Origin of the sequence: Nocardia flavorosea NBRC 108225 (assembly GCF_001613385.1) — a bacterium.
Classification (GTDB): domain Bacteria; phylum Actinomycetota; class Actinomycetes; order Mycobacteriales; family Mycobacteriaceae; genus Nocardia; species Nocardia flavorosea.
Genome location: NZ_BDCG01000006.1, coordinates 129,841 through 149,311 on the forward strand (window position 1 = coordinate 129,841; position 19,471 = coordinate 149,311).

A 19,471-nucleotide genomic window follows, 5' to 3' on the forward strand; every position below is an offset into this window, starting at 1 on the left:
CGGCGCGGAGGACCGATCGGCGTTTCTACTTTGCAGGTTTCGTTGCGGACTTCGGTTTTTTGGGCGGTAGCGACCGGGCGAAACCGGCGCCTCGATCGATCCATTCCCCGAGCGTGGGCTCGTCCGCGACAGCCGCGGCACTCACCCGCAACCATCCGTCCAGTTCCCGGCCCTGCATCACCATCGGCGCGACCGAGATATCGTCGACCAGCGCGGCCGCCGCCTCGGGCGCCATCCGGATCATCAATCCGCCGCCGCCCAGCACCACGACCCCCATATGTCCGCCGAACAGGAATGCGAGGCCACCGAACATCTTGCGTTCGGAGGTATCGCGCGCGCTACCCACCACATCCCGGATCCGCTCCGCCAGGTCTTCGTCGTATGCCATGAGGTGAGTCTGCGCGCCGAGACCGACAAGAACCTCCCGGCACCCCGAAGTAAGTGGTTTGTTATGCTTCAAACATAACAAGGAGGTGCACGCCGATGACGACTCCCAGCACAATCCGCCTCGGCCTTCTCGCCGGATTGCCGCCGCTACAGTTCGCCCTACCCAACATCGTGCTGCTGCATGCCGCGGCGGACCGGCTCCCAGACCCCATCGCGACGCATTTCGGGGCTCAGGGCGCCGACGGATTCACCGGCCGGGTCGCGACCATGTTCACCTCCGCGGGACTGGGCCTCGGTCTCGGGGTGCTGCTCGCACTGATCCTGGTCGTCAGCGCCCGCGGCGGAAAACTGGTCCGGACACACGATTCGGCACACGATCCGATCCGGGTCATGGTTGCCACCGCGTGGGGGGTGGGCGGTTTCGTGGGGGTGCTCATGTTCGCCGGCACCGTCGCAAACCTCGATGCCGCGGACGCCCGGCAGGTCGGCATGCCTGTTCTGGGCTTCCTGGCCGCGGCAGCCATCGGTCTGCTGCTTGCCGCCGTGGGATGGCTCGCCGCCCCACGAGCACCCCTCTCGGTGGACGCACCGTCCCGGATCCGGCCCCTCCCCCTGGGCCCCACCGAACGGGTCAGCTGGTCACGGCGGGTCTCCGCGCCGTGGATGGTGCTGGCGGGGGTCGTGACCCTGGCGCTGGGCGTAGCGACGGGCTTTGTCGCTACGCCATGGGTCGGGGTACTCCTCGGTGTGACAGGTCTGCTCCTGGCACACCTTGCGCTCGTACGCGTCGTCGTCGATCAGCGCGGGCTGACCGTGGGAACCGGCCTGTTCGGGTGGCCGCGGTGGCACGTGTCCCCGGAGGAGATCACCGAGGTCACCGCCGAGGATCTCTCACCGGTTCGGTACGGCGGTTACGGGATACGGATGATTCCCGGGGCTACGGCCGTTCTGCTGCGCGGCGGACCCGGCATCGTGGTGACCCGCCGCTCGGGCCGGCGGTTCGCGGTATCCGTGGACGATGCCGAGACCGGGGCGGGAGTGCTGGCGGGCATCGTCGACCGGGCGGCTTGAGCGGTGCTGATCCGAGTCGATCCGACCCGCCACGAACCGCTGGCCGATCAGATCGCCGCCTGTGTACGACGAGCGATAGCGGACGGCGGAGTACCCGCGGGCGAGCGATTGCCCGGCGCCCGGGAATTGGCAGCCTCGCTCAGCGTGAGCATTCACACCGTCTTGGCCGGATATCAGCAACTACGGGACGAAGGCTTGATCGAGCTTCGGCGCGGGCGGGGAGCCACCGTCCGCGCCGGAACCTCCGCGGGCCGGGCCACGGTAGTGGACCTCGCCGGGCAGCTCGCCGCAGCTGCCCGGCATATCGGCCTGAACGAGGAAGAACTCGTCGACATCGTCCACGCGGCACTCACTCGGAGATCGCCGGCTTCCGCCGGCGGCCGCACAACAACCGACAAAGGAAACGGGTGAACTCGCGTGGAGATCGGGTTCTCTCAGAGCGCTACCCGCCACCCCGACAGGCGGCGCTCGGTGAATACGAGTACCGCGTTGACGACGAGCCCGACCAGCGCGATGGCGAGGATCCCGGCATACATATCGGGGATCTGGAAGTTCAGCTGCGCCGCGGTGATCAGGTAGCCCAGCCCGGCTTTCGCACCGACCATCTCCGCCGCGATCAACACCAGGATCGAGGACGCCGCGGCCATCCGCAAGCCGGTGAAAATAGTCGGGACGGCGGCGGGCAGCACCACCTTGTACACGATCGCCAATTGGGAGAACCCCAGCGAACGGGCCGATTTCACCAGCAGTGGTTCCACCGTGCGCACCCCGGAGATGGTGTTCAGCAGAACCGGGAAAGCGCAGGCGTAGATCACCAGCGCCACCTTGGAGGTTTCACCGATACCGAGGACGAGGACGAATACCGGCAGCAGCGCGAGTGCCGCGGTATTACGGAACAATTCCAGGACCGGGTTGAGGAAATCGGCCACCGGCCGGTACCAGGCGATTGCGACCCCCAGCGGCACCGCGACCGCGACCGCGATCACGAAACCGGTGAGTGCACGGGTCAGGCTCGTCGATATGTGCTCCCCCAGCTGACCGTTCGCGATCAGCTCGAAAAACGCCTGGGCGACCTCGGTGAACGGCGGCAGGAACACCTTGTCGACGAGTCCGGTGCGGGGTGCGATCTCCCACACCGCGAGAAAGGTCAGGATCGCCACCGAAGGTTTCACCACACGCCACACCACGGCCGCGGCGCGCCGCCCCCATCGCGGTACACCGGGCCGCGTGGCTGCCTCGGGCCGGTTCTCGGCACGTCCGGATTCGGTGGGTGGCGCGCTGTCGAGAGTGCCGGTGGCCAATGCGCTAGACATGCTGAACCTCTTCCGTGGTCGAGATAGCGCCGAGTTCGAGCGAGCGGGCGCGTTCGACCTCGTCGTGGAGCAGAGACCAGATCCGGTGGCGCAGCGCCCGGAATTCGGCGCCGGAACGGATATCGGCTGCCGTGCGGTCGATATCGATATCGACCACCGACTTCACCCGGCCGGGCCGGGACGTGAGCACGGCGACCCGCTGCCCCAGATAGATCGCCTCGTCGATGCCGTGGGTGATGAACAGGATCGTTTTACCCGTGCGTTCCCAGATGCGCAGCAGTTCGTCCTGCAACGATTCGCGGGTCTGTGCGTCGAGCGCGGCGAAGGGTTCGTCCATCAACAGCACCTCGGGGTCGTAGGCCAGGCTGCGGGCGATCGCGACCCGCTGCTTCATCCCGCCGGACAGTTCGTGCGGATACCGCTCGGCAAACCCGGCCAGCCCGACCAGCTCGAGATAGTGTTCGGCGCGCTCCCGGCGTTCGGCACGCGGGACGCCCTTGGCTTCCAGACCGAATTCGATATTGCGGCGTGCCGACCGCCACGGCAGCAACGCGTACTGCTGAAAGACGATTCCGCGATCGAGACCTGGCGCGGTGATCGGGGTTCCGTCGAGCAGGATCTGACCCGACGTCGGCGCGCTCAGCCCACCGAGCAGATCGAGCAGCGTGGATTTCCCGCAACCACTCGGACCGACGAGGACCAGGAACTCACCGGCGGCCAGGTCCAAGGTGATGTCCTCGACCGCGGTCAGCTCGGACTTGCGGCCCCGGAGGGGGAAGCTCTTGCTCACTTGGTTCAGGCGCAGTTTGGGGGTGCTCGTCGTCATTTCTCACCGGCCGATACTTGTCCGTCGGGTCCGCCGTCGGCGGGGTAGGTGCCGTTCGCGTATGGGTTGTACTCGTTGGTGTAGAGGTCGCGGGCGGCCGGAGCGCCGTCGCCGAGCTCGCCGTTACGCACCAGCCAGTCGATCCAGACCTGCAGTTCTCGTTCCGCGATCACCGCGCCCGGCACCGGGATACCGGAGCTACGCCAGAACTTCACGGACTCCGCGTTTTCCGCGCGGCCTCGGGCGGCGATGATATCGGCGAAGCGCGCGATCACCTCCTGCTGCGGCCGCGTCTGCGTCCAGCGGACCGCGCGCGCCGTACCCTGGACGAAATCGCGGACCACGTCGGGATTTGCGGCGATGAAATCGTCACGCATGACATAGGTTCCGTAGCTGAAGGCGCCGAACAGGTCGCGGTCGGTGAACAGCGCGCGCAGGCCGCCGCGTTCCAGCGCGGTCTCGCGGTAGACGGTGTTCAGTGTCGCGACATCGATCTGTCCCTCGCGTAGTGCCTGTTCGGTGTTCACGGGAGGCACCACGGTCAGCTGCACGCTGTCGATCTCTTCCGGCGTCAACCCTTGCTGCGCAAGCCATTCCCGGGTGAGGAATTCGTGATGAGCACCGAGCGTATTCATCCCGACCTTCTTGCCGATGAGGTCGCGCGCCGACCGGATCGGGCTCTCCTCGAGCACGTAGTACCCGGTGTATTCGGCGGCATCCGCGCCGTAGGAGCTGAGGAGCGAGGTGATCGGCGCGCCGGCGGTATCGAGTTTCACGACCGCGCCGTTGAACGCGGACCCGAATTCTATCTGTCCGGTGGCGACGGACTGGATGTCCTGCGGGCCGCTGGTGGTGTCCCCGACCCACTCCAGCTGCACGTTCTCGTAGTAGCCGAGGTCCGCGGCGAGTTCGTGAAAGCCCACCTTTCCCGACCAGCCCTGATATCGCAGGATCGTTCTTCCGTCGGCGGTCCTGGCCACCTCGCCAGCGGCACCGCAGGCGCACAGCAGCAACAGCACGGCGGCGGCCAGTGCGGTTACCGCCGAGCCGCGTAGCCGTCGGTGCACTCGTGGTTTCAGGCGTTCTGGCATGGCTCATTCCTCAGGCAGGGATTCGGCTGCCTGTCATAGTGCGGCGGCGGATAGGAACGCTGAACCGTTTGCGTCAGCACGAGTCCAACTCGGCAGCCCCTCCAGGGGCGGCGGCCACCCCGCTCCGGCGCGGGAACAAGGAAGCAGCGGGGATATCGTGGCGAATTTCCCTGTGCGACATAGCGAATTCAATGTCGTGCGCTGTAATCCTGCAGACGTGTACCAGCGCGTTCGGTAGCGATCGGCATGCCGGTCCGGGCGGCGAAGGGAAGGCGGATCCGATGGTTCAAGAGCCGGGCACCTGGGCCGGTCTGAAACATGACGCGTCCCAGAATATGCTGTATTTCGATCCGGCCGCCGCGGTGACCGGGGCGGACGCCGCCGGCCGGATGATCGAACAGATGATGGCCATGAAGGCTGCGATCAGCGATTACGGCATGGACAGCGTGATCGACTTCACCGGCGGTGTGCTGGGCTCGAGTAGGGAGCTCGCCGAGATCTACATCCAGCGGGCCGAGCGGCTGAAGGTCGTCCTACAGGACCACATCAATATCGGTACCGAGATGGCCAATGCATTCATCCAGGCCGGGCTGTACTACAAGCGGGTCGAGGAAGAGAACTCGGATGCGCTCGACAAGCTGAACGACTACAAGGTGCCGGCCGAATCATCGGCGGAGGTGGCGCTGACCCACTCCAGATTCGGCGATCTCGATCTACCCGACGGGGAAAAGCGCGACGCGGGCAACGTGGGGACCGAGGACGACTTCCGCTACACCGATGCCTACGACGTACCGGATGAACTGCACGACTATGTCGGCCGGCAGGAGTCGATCTCGCCGGATGCCGTCGGGCTGGAGAACAGCGCGTCGCTCGGTATGCGGGAATTCCGGGGGCTCGCGGACAAGACCGGGTGGGGAATATTCGGACTGGCGGGATACTCGCAGGGCTGGTGGCGGCTGGCCGCGAATACGAGAACAGAACTGCAGAAGTTCGAGGAATCCATCGAGAGCATCCAGAACAAGTGGCGCGGCGATGCCGCGAACAAGGCCCGGACAGCGACCAAGAACTATACCGATGCGAGCGCCCCGCTCTGGAAATCGATGTTCTCGATGAGCGAGAACCTGCACTACAGCGCGGAGTGGCTGCGACGCACCCAGATGTCGATGCCACAGCAGGACTTCGAATTCACCAGCGCTTCGATCAAACAGGCAGTCCTGCAGCGGTATCGCGAGGAGTGGGAGAAGCACTACGCGGAGGGTATGAAGAATTCCCTCCGGGAGATGCCGGTGATCGAAGGACCGATCGCCGAGCCCAAGCCGCCGCCCGACAACAACGGCGACAGTAATAATAACAACAACGAGAACAACGGCGGCGGCGGAAACAACAACGGAGGCGGGGAGAACGGCGGCGAGCGGACCCCCGAGGAAGCGTACGACGAGGGCTACGACGACGGGTACGAGAAAGGCTTCGAGGAAGGCTCCCAACAGGGCGGCGGCCAAGGCGAAGGCCAGGGCCAAGGCCAAGGCGAAGGCCAGGGCCAGGGCCAGGGCCAGGGCGGCAGCCGAGGCGAAGGCGGGGGACAAGGCCGAGGCGAAGGCAGCAGCCAGGGGCAAGGCAGCCAAGGCCAAGGCGAAGGCAGCGGCCGAGGCCAAGGCGGGGGGCAGGGCGGCGGCCAGGACCAGGGCGGCGGCCAGGAAGTACCCGAGGTGCCCAGCTACGACGAAGCCGAGTACGGCTCCGGCAACCAGCCAGGCGGGGATACGCGACAGGACCCCCCAGCGGATCAGCCCGCCGGAGACACCGAGGGCACCCCGGTCCCGACTCCGGTCACCGGCACCATCATGCCGAAGAACCCGACGGCAGCCGATATCCTCAGCAAACTCACCGGTATCCCCAAATCGCATCTGCCCGATGCCCTGAAGAACATGCCGATCACCGGCCAGGACGGCAAGGCACCGACCCTCGCCGACGCATTGTCGAAGATCACCGGGATCCCCGTGGACGAGATGCCGCAGGAATTGCAGGACACCTCGCTGGAGCAGCTGTACTCGGCGGACTCACCGTATGGAGTGGACTCCACACTGTTCGGGGGCACGGCAGAGAATTCCGGAGTCGAAAGCGTAGAGCCGCTGACCACCGGCGAGCCGAGGCCGACAGAGTCGGACCAGCTCTCCGCGCTGCTCGCCGGTGAACCCGGCGCGATACCGTCCGGAGTCACCTCCGCGCAGAGCCAGAACGTCCTGGACCGCTTGGTGAATATGCTGACCCAAGGCATTCAGGCGTTCACCCTGAACGGTGCCGACACCATGCCCGGAATGGACCAGCTGGCCCGAATGCTCGATCCCGCCCAGCTGCAAGGGCATCTGACCGGAATGCTGGATCCGGAGGCGGCAGTGCCGGCGATGGGTGGCAGTCCGGGGGGAGCCGGCCTGCCGGTCGGTGATTCGTCGTCGCCTCTCGCTCCGTACCCGGGATCCCAGCCCAGCGGCACCGCGTTCCCTCGGGCGTCGCTGCCCACCCCGCGACTGGAACTCGCCGGTTACTCGGCGGCACACGGCACCTCGACGCCGGGCGGAACGCCGGGGATGCCCGTGATGGGGTCGCCGGCTGCGGGTGCCGGCGCAGCCACAACGACAGGGCAGTCCGGCAACCACACCCCGGGCGAGTTCCTCACCTCCCGTGAGAACGTCGACGAGGTCTTCGACGAGACGCCGTCCAAGGTGCGGCCGGTGATCGAACAATGATCCGCACCTGGGAATTGACCGATCTGGAATTCGTCGTGCTGTGCGAGGAATTCCGGCAGGGCGGGTTACCGGACCCGTTCACGTTCACCAGCCGAACCCCGCTGGCCGCGGACTACCGCAAGGAGAAGGCCGAAACGCTGCGCGCGCTGCGCGATCGCGACGATTCCGATCTCTACGCGATGGCGGACGCCATATCGCGCCCGGACGTCACCCTCCTGGCGACGGTCTGGGACGAACAGGCCATCGAGGAACCCGCGAGCTGGATCCGTATGCATGCTGTCCGGCAGCGGGCACGCGGATTCGTCGTGTCCCAGCGCCCCGGCGAAACCGTATGGCACAGTGGCGGTTTCGACATTTACGCGTGCGACCCGCACGACCTCGCCGAATCGGTCCTGACTCTGTTGCCGGAGGCGAAGGCGGGCCGGATGCCACAGATCACGCTGATCGATTCGGGGGCACTGCCGGACGCCCGGCCGTACGTCCCGATGATCGCCGACGACGACGAACCCGAGGACGACGAGGCCTATCGCAGTGCGGCCTTCCTCGCGACCCCCGCGACCGCCACCGGGACAATCCAGGTCTTCCAGGGTCGCTCCATGTTCGGGCCGCGCGGCCGGGTCGATATGGGATTGCGCTGGCGGGACCTGCCCGATGACGGGCGCTATGCGATTCCCATGAATCAGGAGGTAGAGGTCGCGACCGGGATGGGCACCAAGCGCATGATCGAATGGGCGCACGAGCAGATCGCCGAGGTGCTGTTGCGCCTGGACCGGAACCTGGAACACGAGGAGTGATTCTGCCGGCGGCCGCCGGGCGCGAATGATCAGCCGCACCCGATTCACCGGGAAACAATAGACGACACCATGTGCGGGCCGTCTCGGCGGTTCTTTTCCGAAGAGCGCACAGCCCGCATCGATTCCGGTTACTATGCCCGCGCATCGATTCAGTTCCACCGCGGGCGAATCGCGGGATATCGGTGTGATCTCCGGATGAGCCGTCCGGAAATCTGTGTACGACAGCTGTTTCCCTACCCTGCATGTCAACGAGCACAGAAGGAACGATGTTCAAGACATTGATCATCAGCGCGGCAGTGTCCGCACTCCTGTTCGGCGGCACCACGGCCGCCTGGGCGCATCCCCATTCCGGCGCCACCCGGCCCGGCACTTCGGGCACCACCGGACTGCACAACCCGGCCGGCAAAGACGACTCGGTCGCCCAGCTACCCTTCACCGATCGAGAATTCCTCCGGGCCAGTGCCTTCGACGACGAGCCGCGCCCACTACAGGATGCGGCCATCGCCCTGGCTCGCGCACAATGCGAATACCTCGACAAAGCCGGTAACACCGCGGCGAACCGCACCTACCTCGCCGAGGAGTCCCGGCCGTTCGTGGAATATCCCTATCTCTTCCTACAGGCAGCTGTCGGTTTCTACTGCCCACGGCATTCCGCCGGTAACTGAACGGATTTCGTTGCGGCGCCACCGCAGCAGGCCACGCAGAAAACGGCGGCGCCCCCACCACTGTGGTAGGGGCGCCGCCGTTGCCGAACTCAGTGCTTGCGGCGTGACTTCGGGCCCTTGCCCTGTTTGGTCTGCGCGCGCGCCGCCTCGCGACGCTGGCGACGCGTCCCCTGCGTCCGGTCCTCGGACTCGGAACCGTATTCCTCGGCGTCGCTGTGCACCGCCGTGGCGCCGCCTTCGGCCGGACCCGAATAGCTCAGCCCGCGCGGCCCCGACTGATCGATACCGCGGGCCCGCAGCGCGGGCGGGGCACCGTTGATGATCGGGAGCTTTTCGGTCGGGTACTGGCTTTCCGGCGGCGCCTGGGCACCGGACAACCCGCCTACCGGCGACCGCAGACCGCCGTCGACCTGCACCCCCTCGGGCTGCGGCTGCGCAACCTCGACCTGGACGTTGAACAGGATGCCGACGGCGTCCTCCTTCAACCCTTCCAGCATGTTCGCGAACATATCGAAGCCTTCACGCTGGTATTCGACCAGCGGATCGCGCTGCGCCATGGCGCGCAGGCCGATACCTTCCTTCAGATAGTCCATCTCGTAGAGATGTTCACGCCATTTGCGGTCCAGCACCGACAGCAGCACCTGGCGTTCCAGTGTGCGCATACTGCCCGCACCGGCCAGCCCGTCGATCTCGTCCTCACGCTGCGTGTAGGCATCGTGTGCGTCGTCGAGCAGGATGTCGAGCAATTCCTCGCGGGTGAGCTCTCCGGCCTCGCCGACCTCGGTCTCGCCGGTGAGGTCCTGATGCTTCAAGCTCACCGGGTACAGGGTTTTCAACGCACCCCACAGCTTGTCGAGGTCCCAGTCCTCCACATAGCCCTCGGCGGTGGCGCCGTTGACATACGCGGTGATCACGTCGGTGATCATGCTCTGGACCTGCCCCTCCATATCCTCACCGCGCAGGATACGGTTGCGCTCGCTGTAGATGACGGTGCGCTGCTGGTTCATCACTTCGTCGTACTTGAGCACGTTCTTGCGGATCTCGAAGTTCTGCTGCTCGACCTGGGTCTGCGCGCTCTTGATGGCCTTGGAGACCATCTTCGCCTCGATCGGCACATCGTCGGGCAGGTTGAGCCGGGTCATGATCGATTCGAGTGCCGCGCCGTTGAACCGCCGCATCAACTCGTCACCGAGCGACAGGTAGAAGCGCGACTCGCCCGGATCGCCCTGACGGCCGGACCGGCCGCGCAACTGGTTGTCGATACGCCGCGAATCATGGCGTTCGGTGCCCAGCACGTACAGGCCGCCGGCCTCCTTCACCGCCGCCGCGTCCTCGGCAACCTGCTTTTTGACCTTCTCCAGGGCATGGAACCAGTTGGCCTGGTACTCCTCGGGCGTGTTCACCGGATCCAGCCCCTGCTGGCGCAGCATGGTGTCGGTGATGATGTCCGGGTTACCACCGAGCACGACGTCGGTACCGCGACCGGCCATATTCGTCGCGACCGTCACCTGGCCGGGGCGGCCGGCCTCGGCGATGATCTGCGCTTCCTTCTCGTGGAACTTCGCATTGAGAACGTTGTGCGGTACGCCGCGCTTGGTGAGTTGCTTGGACAGGTATTCGGAGCGGTCCACGCTGGTGGTACCGATGAGCACCGGTTGCCCGTTCTCGTACCGTTCGACCACATCGTCGACCACGGCATTGAACTTCGCCTCTTCGGTCTTGTAGATGAGATCGGCCTGGTCGACGCGCACCATGGGCCGGTTGGTCGGGATCGGGATGACCCCGAGGTCGTAGATCTGGTGCAGCTCGGCCGCCTCGGTTTCGGCGGTACCGGTCATACCCGACAGCTTGTCGTACAGGCGGAAGTAGTTCTGCAGCGTGATCGTGGCCAGGGTCTGGTTCTCCGGCTGGATCTCGACCTCTTCCTTGGCCTCGATCGCCTGGTGCATACCCTCGTTGTAGCGGCGGCCGACCAGGATACGTCCGGTGAACTCGTCGACGATGATCACCTCACCGTCACGGACGATGTAGTCCTTGTCGCGGGTGTAGAGTTCCTTGGCCTTGATGGCGTTGTTCAGGTAACTCACCAGCGGCGAGTTCGCCGCCTCGTAGAGATTGTCGATACCGAGCTGGTCCTCGACGAACTCCACCCCGGCCTCGTGCACGCCGATGGTGCGTTTCTTGATATCGACCTCGTAATGCAGATCCTTTTTCAGCAACGGCGCAATTCGGGCGAATTCCCCATACCACTTACTGGAGGCGTCGGCCGGGCCCGAGATGATCAGCGGGGTGCGGGCCTCGTCGATCAGAATCGAGTCGACCTCGTCGACCACGGCGAAATTGTGGCCGCGCTGAACGAGATCGTCCAGCGAATGGGTCATATTGTCGCGCAGATAGTCGAAGCCGAATTCGTTGTTGGTGCCGTAGGTGATGTCGGCGTTGTAGGCGTCGCGCCGCTGCGCCGGTGTCATCCCGGCCAGGATCGCGCCCACCTCGAGTCCGAGGAAACGGTGAACCCGGCCCATCCATTCGGAGTCTCGTTTGGCCAGGTAGTCGTTGGTGGTGACGATATGCACGCCGTCACCACTGATCGCGTTCAGATACGCGGGCAGCACCGAGGTGAGGGTTTTACCCTCACCGGTCTTCATTTCCGCGATATTGCCCAGATGCAGGGCGGCGCCGCCCATCATCTGCACCTTGTAATGCTTCTGCTGCAGTACCCGCCACGAGGCTTCGCGGGCCACCGCGAATGCCTCCAGCAGCAGGTCGTCGAGGGTTTCGCCGCCGGCGTAGCGTTCCCGGAACTCGCCGGTTTTGGCCTGTAGCTCGGCGTCGGTGAGCGAGGAGTAATCGTCCTCGAGCCGGATCACCTCGTCGGCGAGATGGGAGAGACGCTTGACCATGCGACCCTCACCAAAACGTAGCAACCTCGTCAGTGTCAGCGCAGGCACGAGTCTCGTCAGTCCTCTGGGTCGGTTTCGGCTCCGATGTTCACGGCTGCACTTCGCCCGGCGGTTGTAACCGTCCTTACCGGCGTGCGTAGCCGCAGCTTGCTTCATGGTAATGCGGCACCCATGGTAGGCGTCGCCGCGGACCCGGCCACCACGCCTTCGTCACATTTACGCCGACAACGGTCACGACCGTTATACCACTGCGAACCACCGCGCAAGCCCGCGAAACGAGTATCGGAAAATCCACACAATGGTGCGGGAACGACTGCGGACTGGTCACAATGGAGTGCGGATTCCGGACTCCGAAGGGCAGACACCAGCGTGATAGCCAGGCTGACACCGCAGGACGCCGAGTTCTTCCGGCTGGAATCGACCACGCACCCGGTACACATCGGCTCACTGATCGTCCTGGACAACACCACCGGTGACGATCGGCCGCTCGACTATCCGGCTCTGGTCGATCTGGTCGAAGCACGCCTGCCCCTGGCTCCCCGGTACCGGCGCAAGGTCCGGCAGGTCCCACTGTCCCTGGGCCGCCCGGTCTGGGTCGAGGACAGCCGGTTCGATATCACCTATCACATCCGCCGTTCGGCACTGCCCGCACCGGGCAGCGACGAGCAGCTGCACGAACTGGCGGCCCGGCTGGGCTCACGGCCGCTCGATCCGGCCCGGCCGCTATGGGAGATGTACCTGATCGAGGGCCTGTCCGGCGGGCGTTGCGCGATCTATACGAAATCCCATGCCGCCTTGGTGGACGGCGTCGCGGCCCTGGAGATCGGGCATGTCGTCGCCGATACCGCCGAATCCCCGCGCGAGATAGCCGACGATCAGTGGCAGCCCGGCCGCGAACCGAGCGATACCGATCTGCTGCTGGGCGCGCTGGGGCACCTCGCGGCGCAGCCGACCTCGGCCGTCGAGGTCCTACGTGAAGCGGGGGCGAACGCGGCGGGCGTGATCGGTACAGCGGGGCGGACGCTGGACTCGGTGGTGTCGGCGGTGCGATCGGCGACCAGCGGCACCCCGGACAGCCCGTTGAACGCCCGTACCTGCCGGCAACGCCGGTTCGCCACCGCGGTGACCGACCTGGCCGACTACAAGCGGATCCATCAGCAGGCCGGCTGCACCATCAACGATGTGGTACTCGCCGTGATGACCGGTGCGCTGCGCAACTGGCTGCTGTCCCGGAACAAGGGAATGACCGAATCGACCGTGCTGCGCGCGGTGGTGCCGATGTCGGGCTACGGCGGTGAACCCCGCACCGGCCGCAGTCTGCCCAGCGCGATCACTCCGCTGCTGATCTCGCTGCCCGTGGGTGAACCGAGCCCGGTGATGCGGCTGTCGCATATCGCACACGCCACCTCGGCGGAGGGCCGGCCGCGTCATGCGGTGCGGGCCCGCACCCTGGTACACCTCGCCGGCTTCGCTCCTGCCAGCCTGCACGCGATGAGTGTGCGGGCGGCGAGTACGTTCGCAGACCATACGTTCAATGTGGTGATCACCAACGCGCCGGGCCCGCAGACGCCCATGTTCGTCGGCGGTGCGCGGATGCTGGAGATGTACCCGGTGTCACCGTTGCTGCGCAACCAGGCGACGAGTATCGGGATCACGTCCTATGACGGACGGGTCTGCTACGGACTCAACGCCGACCGCGAAGCAATGGCCGATATCGGTGTACTGGCCGCGTCGGTACCCGAATCGATGGAGGAGTTACTCGGTGCCTGCCTCTGACCGCAAGACCATGCGCGTGTACGTACCGGCCACGGTGTCGATGCTGCAGGACCTCGTGGACAAACGCGAACTGCACGCGGTGGGCGGGACCGCCTTCGCCCTCACCCCCGCCCTACGCGAGGCCTACGCATCCGGCGACGACGAGGAACTCGCGGAGGCGGCCATGGCGGAGGCGGCGCGGGCGTCGCTGCGGCTGCTGGCCGACGAAGTGCACAGTTCGACCGCGCCGATGTACCGCCGCGCGGTGATCGCGGTCGACGTCACGGGCGCGACCCTGCGACCCGATCTCGACGATGCCGTCGTGAAGCTGGACGGCCCGATCGAGTTCAAGCGGGTCGGCTCGGTCCATATGGATCTGGCCGAGGCCGAATCCGCCGTGGCCAAGGCGGTGGACATCATCGACGCCGCGGATCTCGGCGACGAGGACGCGGAATTCGTCTTGGGTGACGCGGAGGACCACCAGCTGGCCTGGTACGCCACCCAGGAACTACCCTTCCTGCTCGAGCTGCTGTAACGATCGGCCGGCCCACCGCCGGCGAACCGCGGCCCGGCGGGAACGCCCGATGGTTGTGACGGCGCACGAACCCCGGACAACCTACGATGCCGTAACCTGTGGGCAGGCGGTCGCCGCGGGTGGCCACGACGACAGAAGGACGACACGGCACCGATGTTTCTCGAGAATGTCCGGGAGTGGCTGGAAGCTCCGGCGGCCGAGGTCGCCGAACGCGGCGGACGGCTCAACGTCCTCCGCGGGGCGGTGGCCCGGGCAACCACCCCGCTGCTGCCCGACGACTATCTGCATCTGGCCAATCCGCTGTGGTCGGCCCGGGAACTACGCGGTCGCGTGGTCGACGTTCGCAAGGAAACCGCCGATTCGGCGACACTGGTGATCAAACCGGGCTGGGGTTTCGATTTCCGGTACGAGCCCGGCCAGTACATCGGTATCGGCATCCTGGTCGACGGTCGCTGGCACTGGCGGTCCTATTCGCTCACCAGCCCGCCCGACTGGAACGATCCGCGCTACGGCAAGAAGGTCATCGCCATCGCGGTGAAGGCGATGCCGGAGGGGTTCCTCTCCAGCCACCTGGTCAACGGCGTCACCCCCGGTACCGTCGTCCGGCTGGCGGCCCCGCAGGGTGCGTTCGTGCTGCCGTCACCGCCACCCCCCAAGGTGCTCTTCCTCACCGCGGGCTCCGGCATCACACCGGTCATGTCCATGCTGCGTGCCCTGGATCGCCGTGACTCGGTGACAGACGTGGTGCATATCCATTCGGCCCGATCCGCCGACGAGGTCATGTTCGCGGATGAGCTCGCCGACCTGCACCGGCGGCATCCGGGATTCGTCTCGCATATCCATCTCACTGCGGACAAGGGCAAATTCGCGCCCGCCGCGCTCGACGAGCTGTATCCGGACTGGCGTGAACGGCAGGCATGGGCCTGCGGCCCCCTGGGAATGCTCGACGATATCGAGAAGCACTGGCGTGGGGCCGGACTCGACGGCGCGCTGCATGTGGAGCGGTTCGAGGTGGAACGATCCGCAACCACCGAGGGCGGCACGGTCACCTTCGGTAAATCCGGTCGCACGGCAACCGTCGACGGCGCCACCACACTGCTGGAGGCCGGTGAATCCGCGGGGGTCCGGTTGCCCTTCGGCTGCCGGATGGGGATCTGCCAGACCTGCGTGGTCACCTTGACCTCGGGGCATGCTCGCGATCTGCGCAACGGCACCGAACGCTTCGAAGGCGAAAAGGTGCAGACGTGTATTTCGGCGGCGGCCGGGGACTGCACCCTCGACGTCTGACCGAACCGGACACCCCCGGCGTTCACCGCACACAGGTACGCTCGGGGTGTACCGCAGGGGCGCTTCCCGGGGACCCGGGAAGATCACGCGATCACATAATCGTTTCGACCGTGCCGCGCTCGGCTACGCATACCGCGCTTACAGAAGGGACGCCGGTGGCCATCACCGACATCAGAGCCTTTGCCCACCTCACGGCCGCGGATGTCGAGATGCTGGGTCAGGAACTCGACGGTATCCGGCGGTCGGTCGAACAGTCGCTGGGTGAACGCGATGCCCGCTATATCCGGCGCACCATCGCTGCCCAGCGCGGTCTGGAGTTCTCGGCCCGGGCCGTACTGTTCGGCAGCCGCAACCGCTGGGCCTGGCTGGCCGGGACGGCGATGTTGTCCGTCGCCAAGATCATCGAGAATATGGAGCTGGCGCACAACATCAGCCACGGTCAGTGGGATTGGATGAACGATCCCGAAATCCACTCCACGAATTGGGAGTGGGATATGACCGGGCCGTCGGCACAGTGGCGCCGCGCGCACAACTATTCACACCACACCTACACCAATGTGCTGGGTCGCGACGAAGACCTCGGTTTCGGCATCCTGCGGATGACCCGCGACGAGCAGTGGCGGCCGATCCACCTGATCCAGCCGATCGCCAATATCGTCCTGGCGGCGGCCTTCGAATGGGGGATCGCGCTGCACGACTGGAAGATCGAGAAACAACTGTCCGGGGTGCCGCGCTTCCAGCTCGATTCCGAACCGAACAAACAGTTCGGCGGCAAGATCGCCCGGCAGGTCGCCAAGGACTTTCTCATCTATCCGGCGCTCACCGGCCCCGCGTTCACCGCCACGCTGAAGGCCAACGCCACCGCGAACCTGATCCGCAATCTGTGGGCCTACGCCGTCATCTTCTGCGGCCATTTCCCGGACGGTGCGGAGAAGTTCACCGAAGAGCAACTCGAAGGCGAGACACGCGGCGAATGGTATCTACGGCAGATGCTGGGCAGCGCCAATTTCTCCGCCGGGCCGGTGATGGGATTCATGAGCGGTAACCTCAGCTACCAGATCGAACACCATCTCTTCCCGGATCTGCCGAGCAACCGATATCCACAGGTCGCGGTGGCGGTACGCGAGCTGTGCGAGAAATACGATCTGCCGTATACCACCGGATCGCTGGGTAAGCAGTATCTGCTGGCCTTCCGGACCATCCACAAACTCGCCCTGCCGGACCGATTCCTGCGCCGTACGGCCGACGATGCGCCGGAAACCTCGTCGGAGCGCAAGTTCGCCGGCCTGACCGCGCACTCCGGCGCCGAGCACCGGCCGTGGAGTATCGACCCGGCCACCGGTAAACGGCGTGGTCTGAAATCGGCGCTGTCGGAGGCGAAGGCCGCCCTGCGGGCCAAGGCCGAGCACGAAAAAGAAGTTCTGCGCACCGCTCAGCGTTCGATGCGGGCGAAGGCCCGGCACGAGCGGGATCTGCTGCGGCGGGCCCGGTATGTGCTGCGCAAGGCGAATACCGCCCAACCCGCCGGATAGCTTTCCACCGGGGGCCGGATATTCCGCCGCGCGGCCGCACGGATTCGGGTGTAAAGTCCAGCCGGAATCCATCGATGATTCGCTAGGGCCGCCACGGTGATCCACACCATCGGACCCCCTCGGCATAGCATCCGCGTATTGGGACCTGCAATAGGGCGCACGCCACATTTTCTACCGATATCCCCAAACCTACGGTGTCGTAACTTACGGTAGGGTAGCCCGCATGGCTATATCGGATGTCAAGGAATACGCGCACCTCACCGAGGCGGATGTGGAAGCGCTCGGAGCAGAGTTCGACGCGATTCGCCGAGACATCGAATCCACCCGCGGTGAGCGCGACGCCCGCTATATCCGCAATGTCATCCGCTTGCAGCGCGCACTCGAAATCAGCGGCCGTACTGTACTTTTCGCCAGTTTCCTGCCCCCGGCCTGGCTGGCCGGCGTAGCCCTGCTGGGCACCTCCAAGATCATCGAGAACATGGAGATCGGCCATAATGTGATGCACGGGCAGTGGGACTGGATGAACGACCCGGAGATCCACTCCACCCACTGGGAATGGGATAACGCCGGTCCGTCCAAGCACTGGAAGCACACCCACAACTACTTGCACCACAAGTACACGAATGTTCTGGGGATGGACGACGATATCGGCTACGGCCTGCTGCGGGTCACGCGCGATCAGCGGTGGAAACCGTTCAATATCGGTAACCCGGTGTACAACCTGGTCCTGCAGTCACTGTTCGAATACGGTGTCGCGATCCAGCACCTGGAACTCGGCAAGATCGCGGCCGGGAAGGTACAGCCCGGAACGCCGGAGCGGGCCGAATTCGACCGGAAGGTCGACGAGGTGCTGGCCAAGGTCAAAAAGCAGGCGCTGAAGGATTACGTCGTCTTCCCGCTGCTGACGGGGCCCTCCTTCTTCCACACGCTCACCGCGAACCTGGCGGCGAACGTGATCCGCAATATCTGGTCCAATGCCGTGATCTTCTGCGGTCATTTCCCCGACGGCGCCGAGAAGTTCACCAAGGCCGATATCGACAACGAAACCCACGCGCAGTGGTATCTGCGGCAGATGCTGGGCAGCGCCAACATCTCCGGCGGCAAGCTCATGCATTTCATGACCGGCAATCTGAGCCATCAGATCGAACACCACCTCTTCCCGGATCTGCCGAGCAACCGGTACGCCGAGATCGCGGTCCGGGTACGAGAACTGTGCGATAAATACGACCTCCCGTATACAACCGGTTCCCTGCCCGTCCAGTACTTCAAGGCGTGGCGAACCATTGCGAAGCTGTCGCTGCCGAACAAGTACCTGCGCCACACCGCCGACGATGCCCCGGAAACGGCGTCGGAACGGCGGTTCAACGGCCGCGCCGTCGGAACGATCGACCCGGTGACCGGGAAGCGACGCGGTTTGCGTACCGCGATCGCCGAGGGGCGCCGTCGGCTCACTCGCCGGACCTCCGCGCCGGTGGCCGCCGCGTCGTAGGCGCACCGACGTCCGAGGCATGGCCCATCTGGCAATGGCCCGCACATGATGTGCGGGCCATGTGCTGCTGTCATGTCCGAAGCAAATCCGGGGTGCCGCGGACCGACTCCGCGACGGGAGCCACCGGTACTGCTGATCGCCGCCCGCGGCGCCGGCACTGCTGACCGCCCGCGCATCACCGGTAACGCCCGACCGCCGCCGCATGGGCCCGCCCGATCACGCGTAGGCCGGCTGCCCCCAGCGGAGTGCTGAGGCCGCTGAAGTACATCGCCCCGGGAGCGAGTGCGGATTGTTGCGGATTGTGCCGATGTCGTCGCCGGCATACCGAGGGCTGTGACGTTCGGGGTCTACGCGCTTCGTACCTCCGGGTAAGACGCGAAGAGCACGAACGTGCCCGGTGGACCCTGCACACCGGCGATACTGGCGTGGTGGGTGCTGTGGAGATGAGTCTGTACGAGGCGATCCGGACGCGGCGTGATGTCCGCGCCGAGTTCACCGGCGAACCGGTCGACGATACCGTGCTGTGGCGGATCCTCGAGGCGGCGCATTGCGCACCGAGCGTCGGGAACTCCCAGCCGTGGGATTTCGTGCTCGTCCGCAACCGGGCCACCCTGCGGAAGTTCGCGGCCCATGTCGCGGAGAAGCGGCTCGAATTCGCCCGATCGCTGCCGGCCGAACGCGCCGCGACATTCGACCCGATCAAGATCGAGGGAATCGAGGAGAGCGGTACCGGGATCGTCGTCGTCCACGACGACGCCCGCGGTGGACCGCATATTCTCGGCCGCGCCTCCGTCCCCGAGACCGGCGTCTACTCGACGATTCTCGCAATCCAGAATTTGTGGCTGGCCGCGACCGCCGAGCAGATCGGCGTCGGCTGGGTGTCCTTCTACGATGCGCCGTTCCTCGCCGAACTCATCGATCTGCCTGCCGGTATCCGGCCGGTGGCCTGGCTCTGTATCGGTCCGGTGAACGAATTCCAGCGCATCCCGGACCTCGAACGTTTCGGCTGGCGAGGCAGACGAGAACTGACCGATGCCGTGCACCACGAGAGTTACGAGGCGGGGCGAGGGCAATGACGC

16 protein-coding genes are annotated in these 19,471 nt (G+C 65.6%); 11 read left to right on the forward strand and 5 right to left on the reverse strand.

Translation table 11 applies throughout. From position 1 onward, the window contains the following. Positions 1-25 precede the first annotated feature (25 nt). Entirely contained in the window at positions 26-388 is a 363-nt protein-coding gene (locus tag NFL01S_RS07840) for a TfoX/Sxy family protein (RefSeq protein ID WP_062972956.1), read from the reverse strand. Between the two features lie 95 nt (positions 389-483). Here NFL01S_RS07840 and NFL01S_RS07845 point away from each other — a divergent pair, with 95 nt between their 5' ends. Further along, positions 484-1,458: a DUF1648 domain-containing protein gene (locus tag NFL01S_RS07845; protein WP_157116353.1), complete on the forward strand. Its 975-nt coding sequence runs from the start codon at positions 484-486 to the stop codon at positions 1,456-1,458. Positions 1,459-1,461: 3 nt separating this feature from the next. Then, the gene (locus tag NFL01S_RS07850; protein WP_062972960.1) at positions 1,462-1,869 is read left to right on the forward strand and encodes a GntR family transcriptional regulator; all 408 of its coding nucleotides are present in this window, start codon (positions 1,462-1,464) and stop codon (positions 1,867-1,869) included. A gap of 23 nt (positions 1,870-1,892) precedes the next feature. Here NFL01S_RS07850 and NFL01S_RS07855 read toward each other — a convergent pair whose 3' ends face one another. From NFL01S_RS07855 to NFL01S_RS07865, 3 genes are read right to left on the reverse strand one after another with little or no spacing between them, the layout of a single operon-like run. Next, entirely contained in the window at positions 1,893-2,771 is an 879-nt protein-coding gene (locus NFL01S_RS07855) for an ABC transporter permease (protein ID WP_062972962.1), read from the reverse strand. Continuing rightward, on the reverse strand, positions 2,764-3,597 hold the full coding sequence (locus tag NFL01S_RS07860) for an ABC transporter ATP-binding protein (RefSeq protein WP_062972963.1): 834 nt from the start codon (positions 3,595-3,597) through the stop codon (positions 2,764-2,766). The genes NFL01S_RS07855 and NFL01S_RS07860 overlap by 8 nt, the downstream gene beginning before the upstream one ends. Beyond that, positions 3,594-4,688 carry an ABC transporter substrate-binding protein gene (locus NFL01S_RS07865; protein ID WP_062972964.1) on the reverse strand — a complete coding sequence of 365 codons (1,095 nt, stop codon included), beginning with the start codon at positions 4,686-4,688 and terminating at the stop codon, positions 3,594-3,596. The genes NFL01S_RS07860 and NFL01S_RS07865 overlap by 4 nt, the downstream gene beginning before the upstream one ends. A 281-nt stretch (positions 4,689-4,969) precedes the next feature. Here NFL01S_RS07865 and NFL01S_RS36355 point away from each other — a divergent pair, with 281 nt between their 5' ends. The 3 genes from NFL01S_RS36355 to NFL01S_RS07880 all read left to right on the forward strand — a co-directional run bounded on the left by NFL01S_RS36355 (position 4,970) and on the right by NFL01S_RS07880 (position 8,891). Then, positions 4,970-7,432 (forward strand): hypothetical protein, encoded by a 2,463-nt coding sequence (locus NFL01S_RS36355; protein ID WP_157116355.1) that lies wholly within the window; start codon positions 4,970-4,972, stop codon positions 7,430-7,432. Beyond that, positions 7,429-8,226, forward strand: coding sequence for an ESX secretion-associated protein EspG (locus tag NFL01S_RS07875; protein WP_062972966.1), 798 nt, complete (start codon positions 7,429-7,431; stop codon positions 8,224-8,226). Before NFL01S_RS36355 ends, NFL01S_RS07875 begins: the two co-directional genes overlap by 4 nt. Positions 8,227-8,492: 266 nt before the next feature. Next, positions 8,493-8,891 (forward strand): DUF732 domain-containing protein, encoded by a 399-nt coding sequence (locus NFL01S_RS07880; RefSeq protein WP_062972967.1) that lies wholly within the window; start codon positions 8,493-8,495, stop codon positions 8,889-8,891. Between the two features lie 89 nt (positions 8,892-8,980). Here NFL01S_RS07880 and secA read toward each other — a convergent pair whose 3' ends face one another. Next, complete coding sequence (gene secA, locus NFL01S_RS07885; RefSeq protein WP_247606016.1) at positions 8,981-11,794, reverse strand: preprotein translocase subunit SecA; 2,814 nt, start codon at positions 11,792-11,794, stop codon at positions 8,981-8,983. Between the two features lie 369 nt (positions 11,795-12,163). Between secA and NFL01S_RS07890 the strand changes: the two genes are divergently transcribed. The 6 genes from NFL01S_RS07890 to bluB all read left to right on the forward strand — a co-directional run bounded on the left by NFL01S_RS07890 (position 12,164) and on the right by bluB (position 19,468). Then, positions 12,164-13,570, forward strand: coding sequence for a WS/DGAT/MGAT family O-acyltransferase (locus tag NFL01S_RS07890; protein WP_062972969.1), 1,407 nt, complete (start codon positions 12,164-12,166; stop codon positions 13,568-13,570). A 10-nt stretch (positions 13,571-13,580) separates the two neighbouring features. Further along, a complete protein-coding gene (locus NFL01S_RS07895) occupies positions 13,581-14,084 on the forward strand; it encodes a DUF6912 family protein (protein ID WP_062973037.1) in 504 nt (167 codons plus the stop codon). 153 nt (positions 14,085-14,237) lie between these two features. Beyond that, positions 14,238-15,371 carry a ferredoxin reductase gene (locus NFL01S_RS07900; RefSeq protein WP_062972971.1) on the forward strand — a complete coding sequence of 378 codons (1,134 nt, stop codon included), beginning with the start codon at positions 14,238-14,240 and terminating at the stop codon, positions 15,369-15,371. Between the two features lie 155 nt (positions 15,372-15,526). Beyond that, positions 15,527-16,903, forward strand: a complete 1,377-nt coding sequence (locus NFL01S_RS07905) for a fatty acid desaturase family protein (RefSeq protein WP_062972973.1) — start codon at positions 15,527-15,529, stop codon at positions 16,901-16,903. A gap of 223 nt (positions 16,904-17,126) precedes the next feature. Continuing rightward, positions 17,127-18,392, forward strand: a complete 1,266-nt coding sequence (locus tag NFL01S_RS07910) for a fatty acid desaturase family protein (protein WP_062972975.1) — start codon at positions 17,127-17,129, stop codon at positions 18,390-18,392. 443 nt (positions 18,393-18,835) lie between these two features. After that, positions 18,836-19,468, forward strand: coding sequence for a 5,6-dimethylbenzimidazole synthase (gene bluB / locus NFL01S_RS07915; RefSeq protein WP_062973039.1), 633 nt, complete (start codon positions 18,836-18,838; stop codon positions 19,466-19,468). Positions 19,469-19,471 lie beyond the last annotated feature (3 nt).

Bases quoted from the DNA above. Each gene is read 5' to 3' on its own strand.
- bluB (WP_062973039.1), top strand. From the start codon at position 18,836: ATGAGTCTGTACGAGGCGATCCGGACGCGGCGTGATGTCCGCGCCGAG.
- NFL01S_RS07900 (WP_062972971.1), top strand. From the start codon at position 14,238: ATGTTTCTCGAGAATGTCCGGGAGTGGCTGGAAGCTCCGGCGGCCGAG.
- NFL01S_RS07875 (WP_062972966.1), top strand. From the start codon at position 7,429: ATGATCCGCACCTGGGAATTGACCGATCTGGAATTCGTCGTGCTGTGC.
- NFL01S_RS36355 (WP_157116355.1), top strand. From the start codon at position 4,970: ATGGTTCAAGAGCCGGGCACCTGGGCCGGTCTGAAACATGACGCGTCC.
- NFL01S_RS07865 (WP_062972964.1), bottom strand. From the start codon at position 4,688: ATGCCAGAACGCCTGAAACCACGAGTGCACCGACGGCTACGCGGCTCG.
- NFL01S_RS07910 (WP_062972975.1), top strand. From the start codon at position 17,127: ATGGCTATATCGGATGTCAAGGAATACGCGCACCTCACCGAGGCGGAT.
- NFL01S_RS07845 (WP_157116353.1), top strand. From the start codon at position 484: ATGACGACTCCCAGCACAATCCGCCTCGGCCTTCTCGCCGGATTGCCG.
- NFL01S_RS07860 (WP_062972963.1), bottom strand. From the start codon at position 3,597: ATGACGACGAGCACCCCCAAACTGCGCCTGAACCAAGTGAGCAAGAGC.
- NFL01S_RS07895 (WP_062973037.1), top strand. From the start codon at position 13,581: ATGCGCGTGTACGTACCGGCCACGGTGTCGATGCTGCAGGACCTCGTG.
- NFL01S_RS07840 (WP_062972956.1), bottom strand. From the start codon at position 388: ATGGCATACGACGAAGACCTGGCGGAGCGGATCCGGGATGTGGTGGGT.
- secA (WP_247606016.1), bottom strand. From the start codon at position 11,794: ATGGTCAAGCGTCTCTCCCATCTCGCCGACGAGGTGATCCGGCTCGAG.
- NFL01S_RS07880 (WP_062972967.1), top strand. From the start codon at position 8,493: ATGTTCAAGACATTGATCATCAGCGCGGCAGTGTCCGCACTCCTGTTC.
- NFL01S_RS07855 (WP_062972962.1), bottom strand. From the start codon at position 2,771: ATGTCTAGCGCATTGGCCACCGGCACTCTCGACAGCGCGCCACCCACC.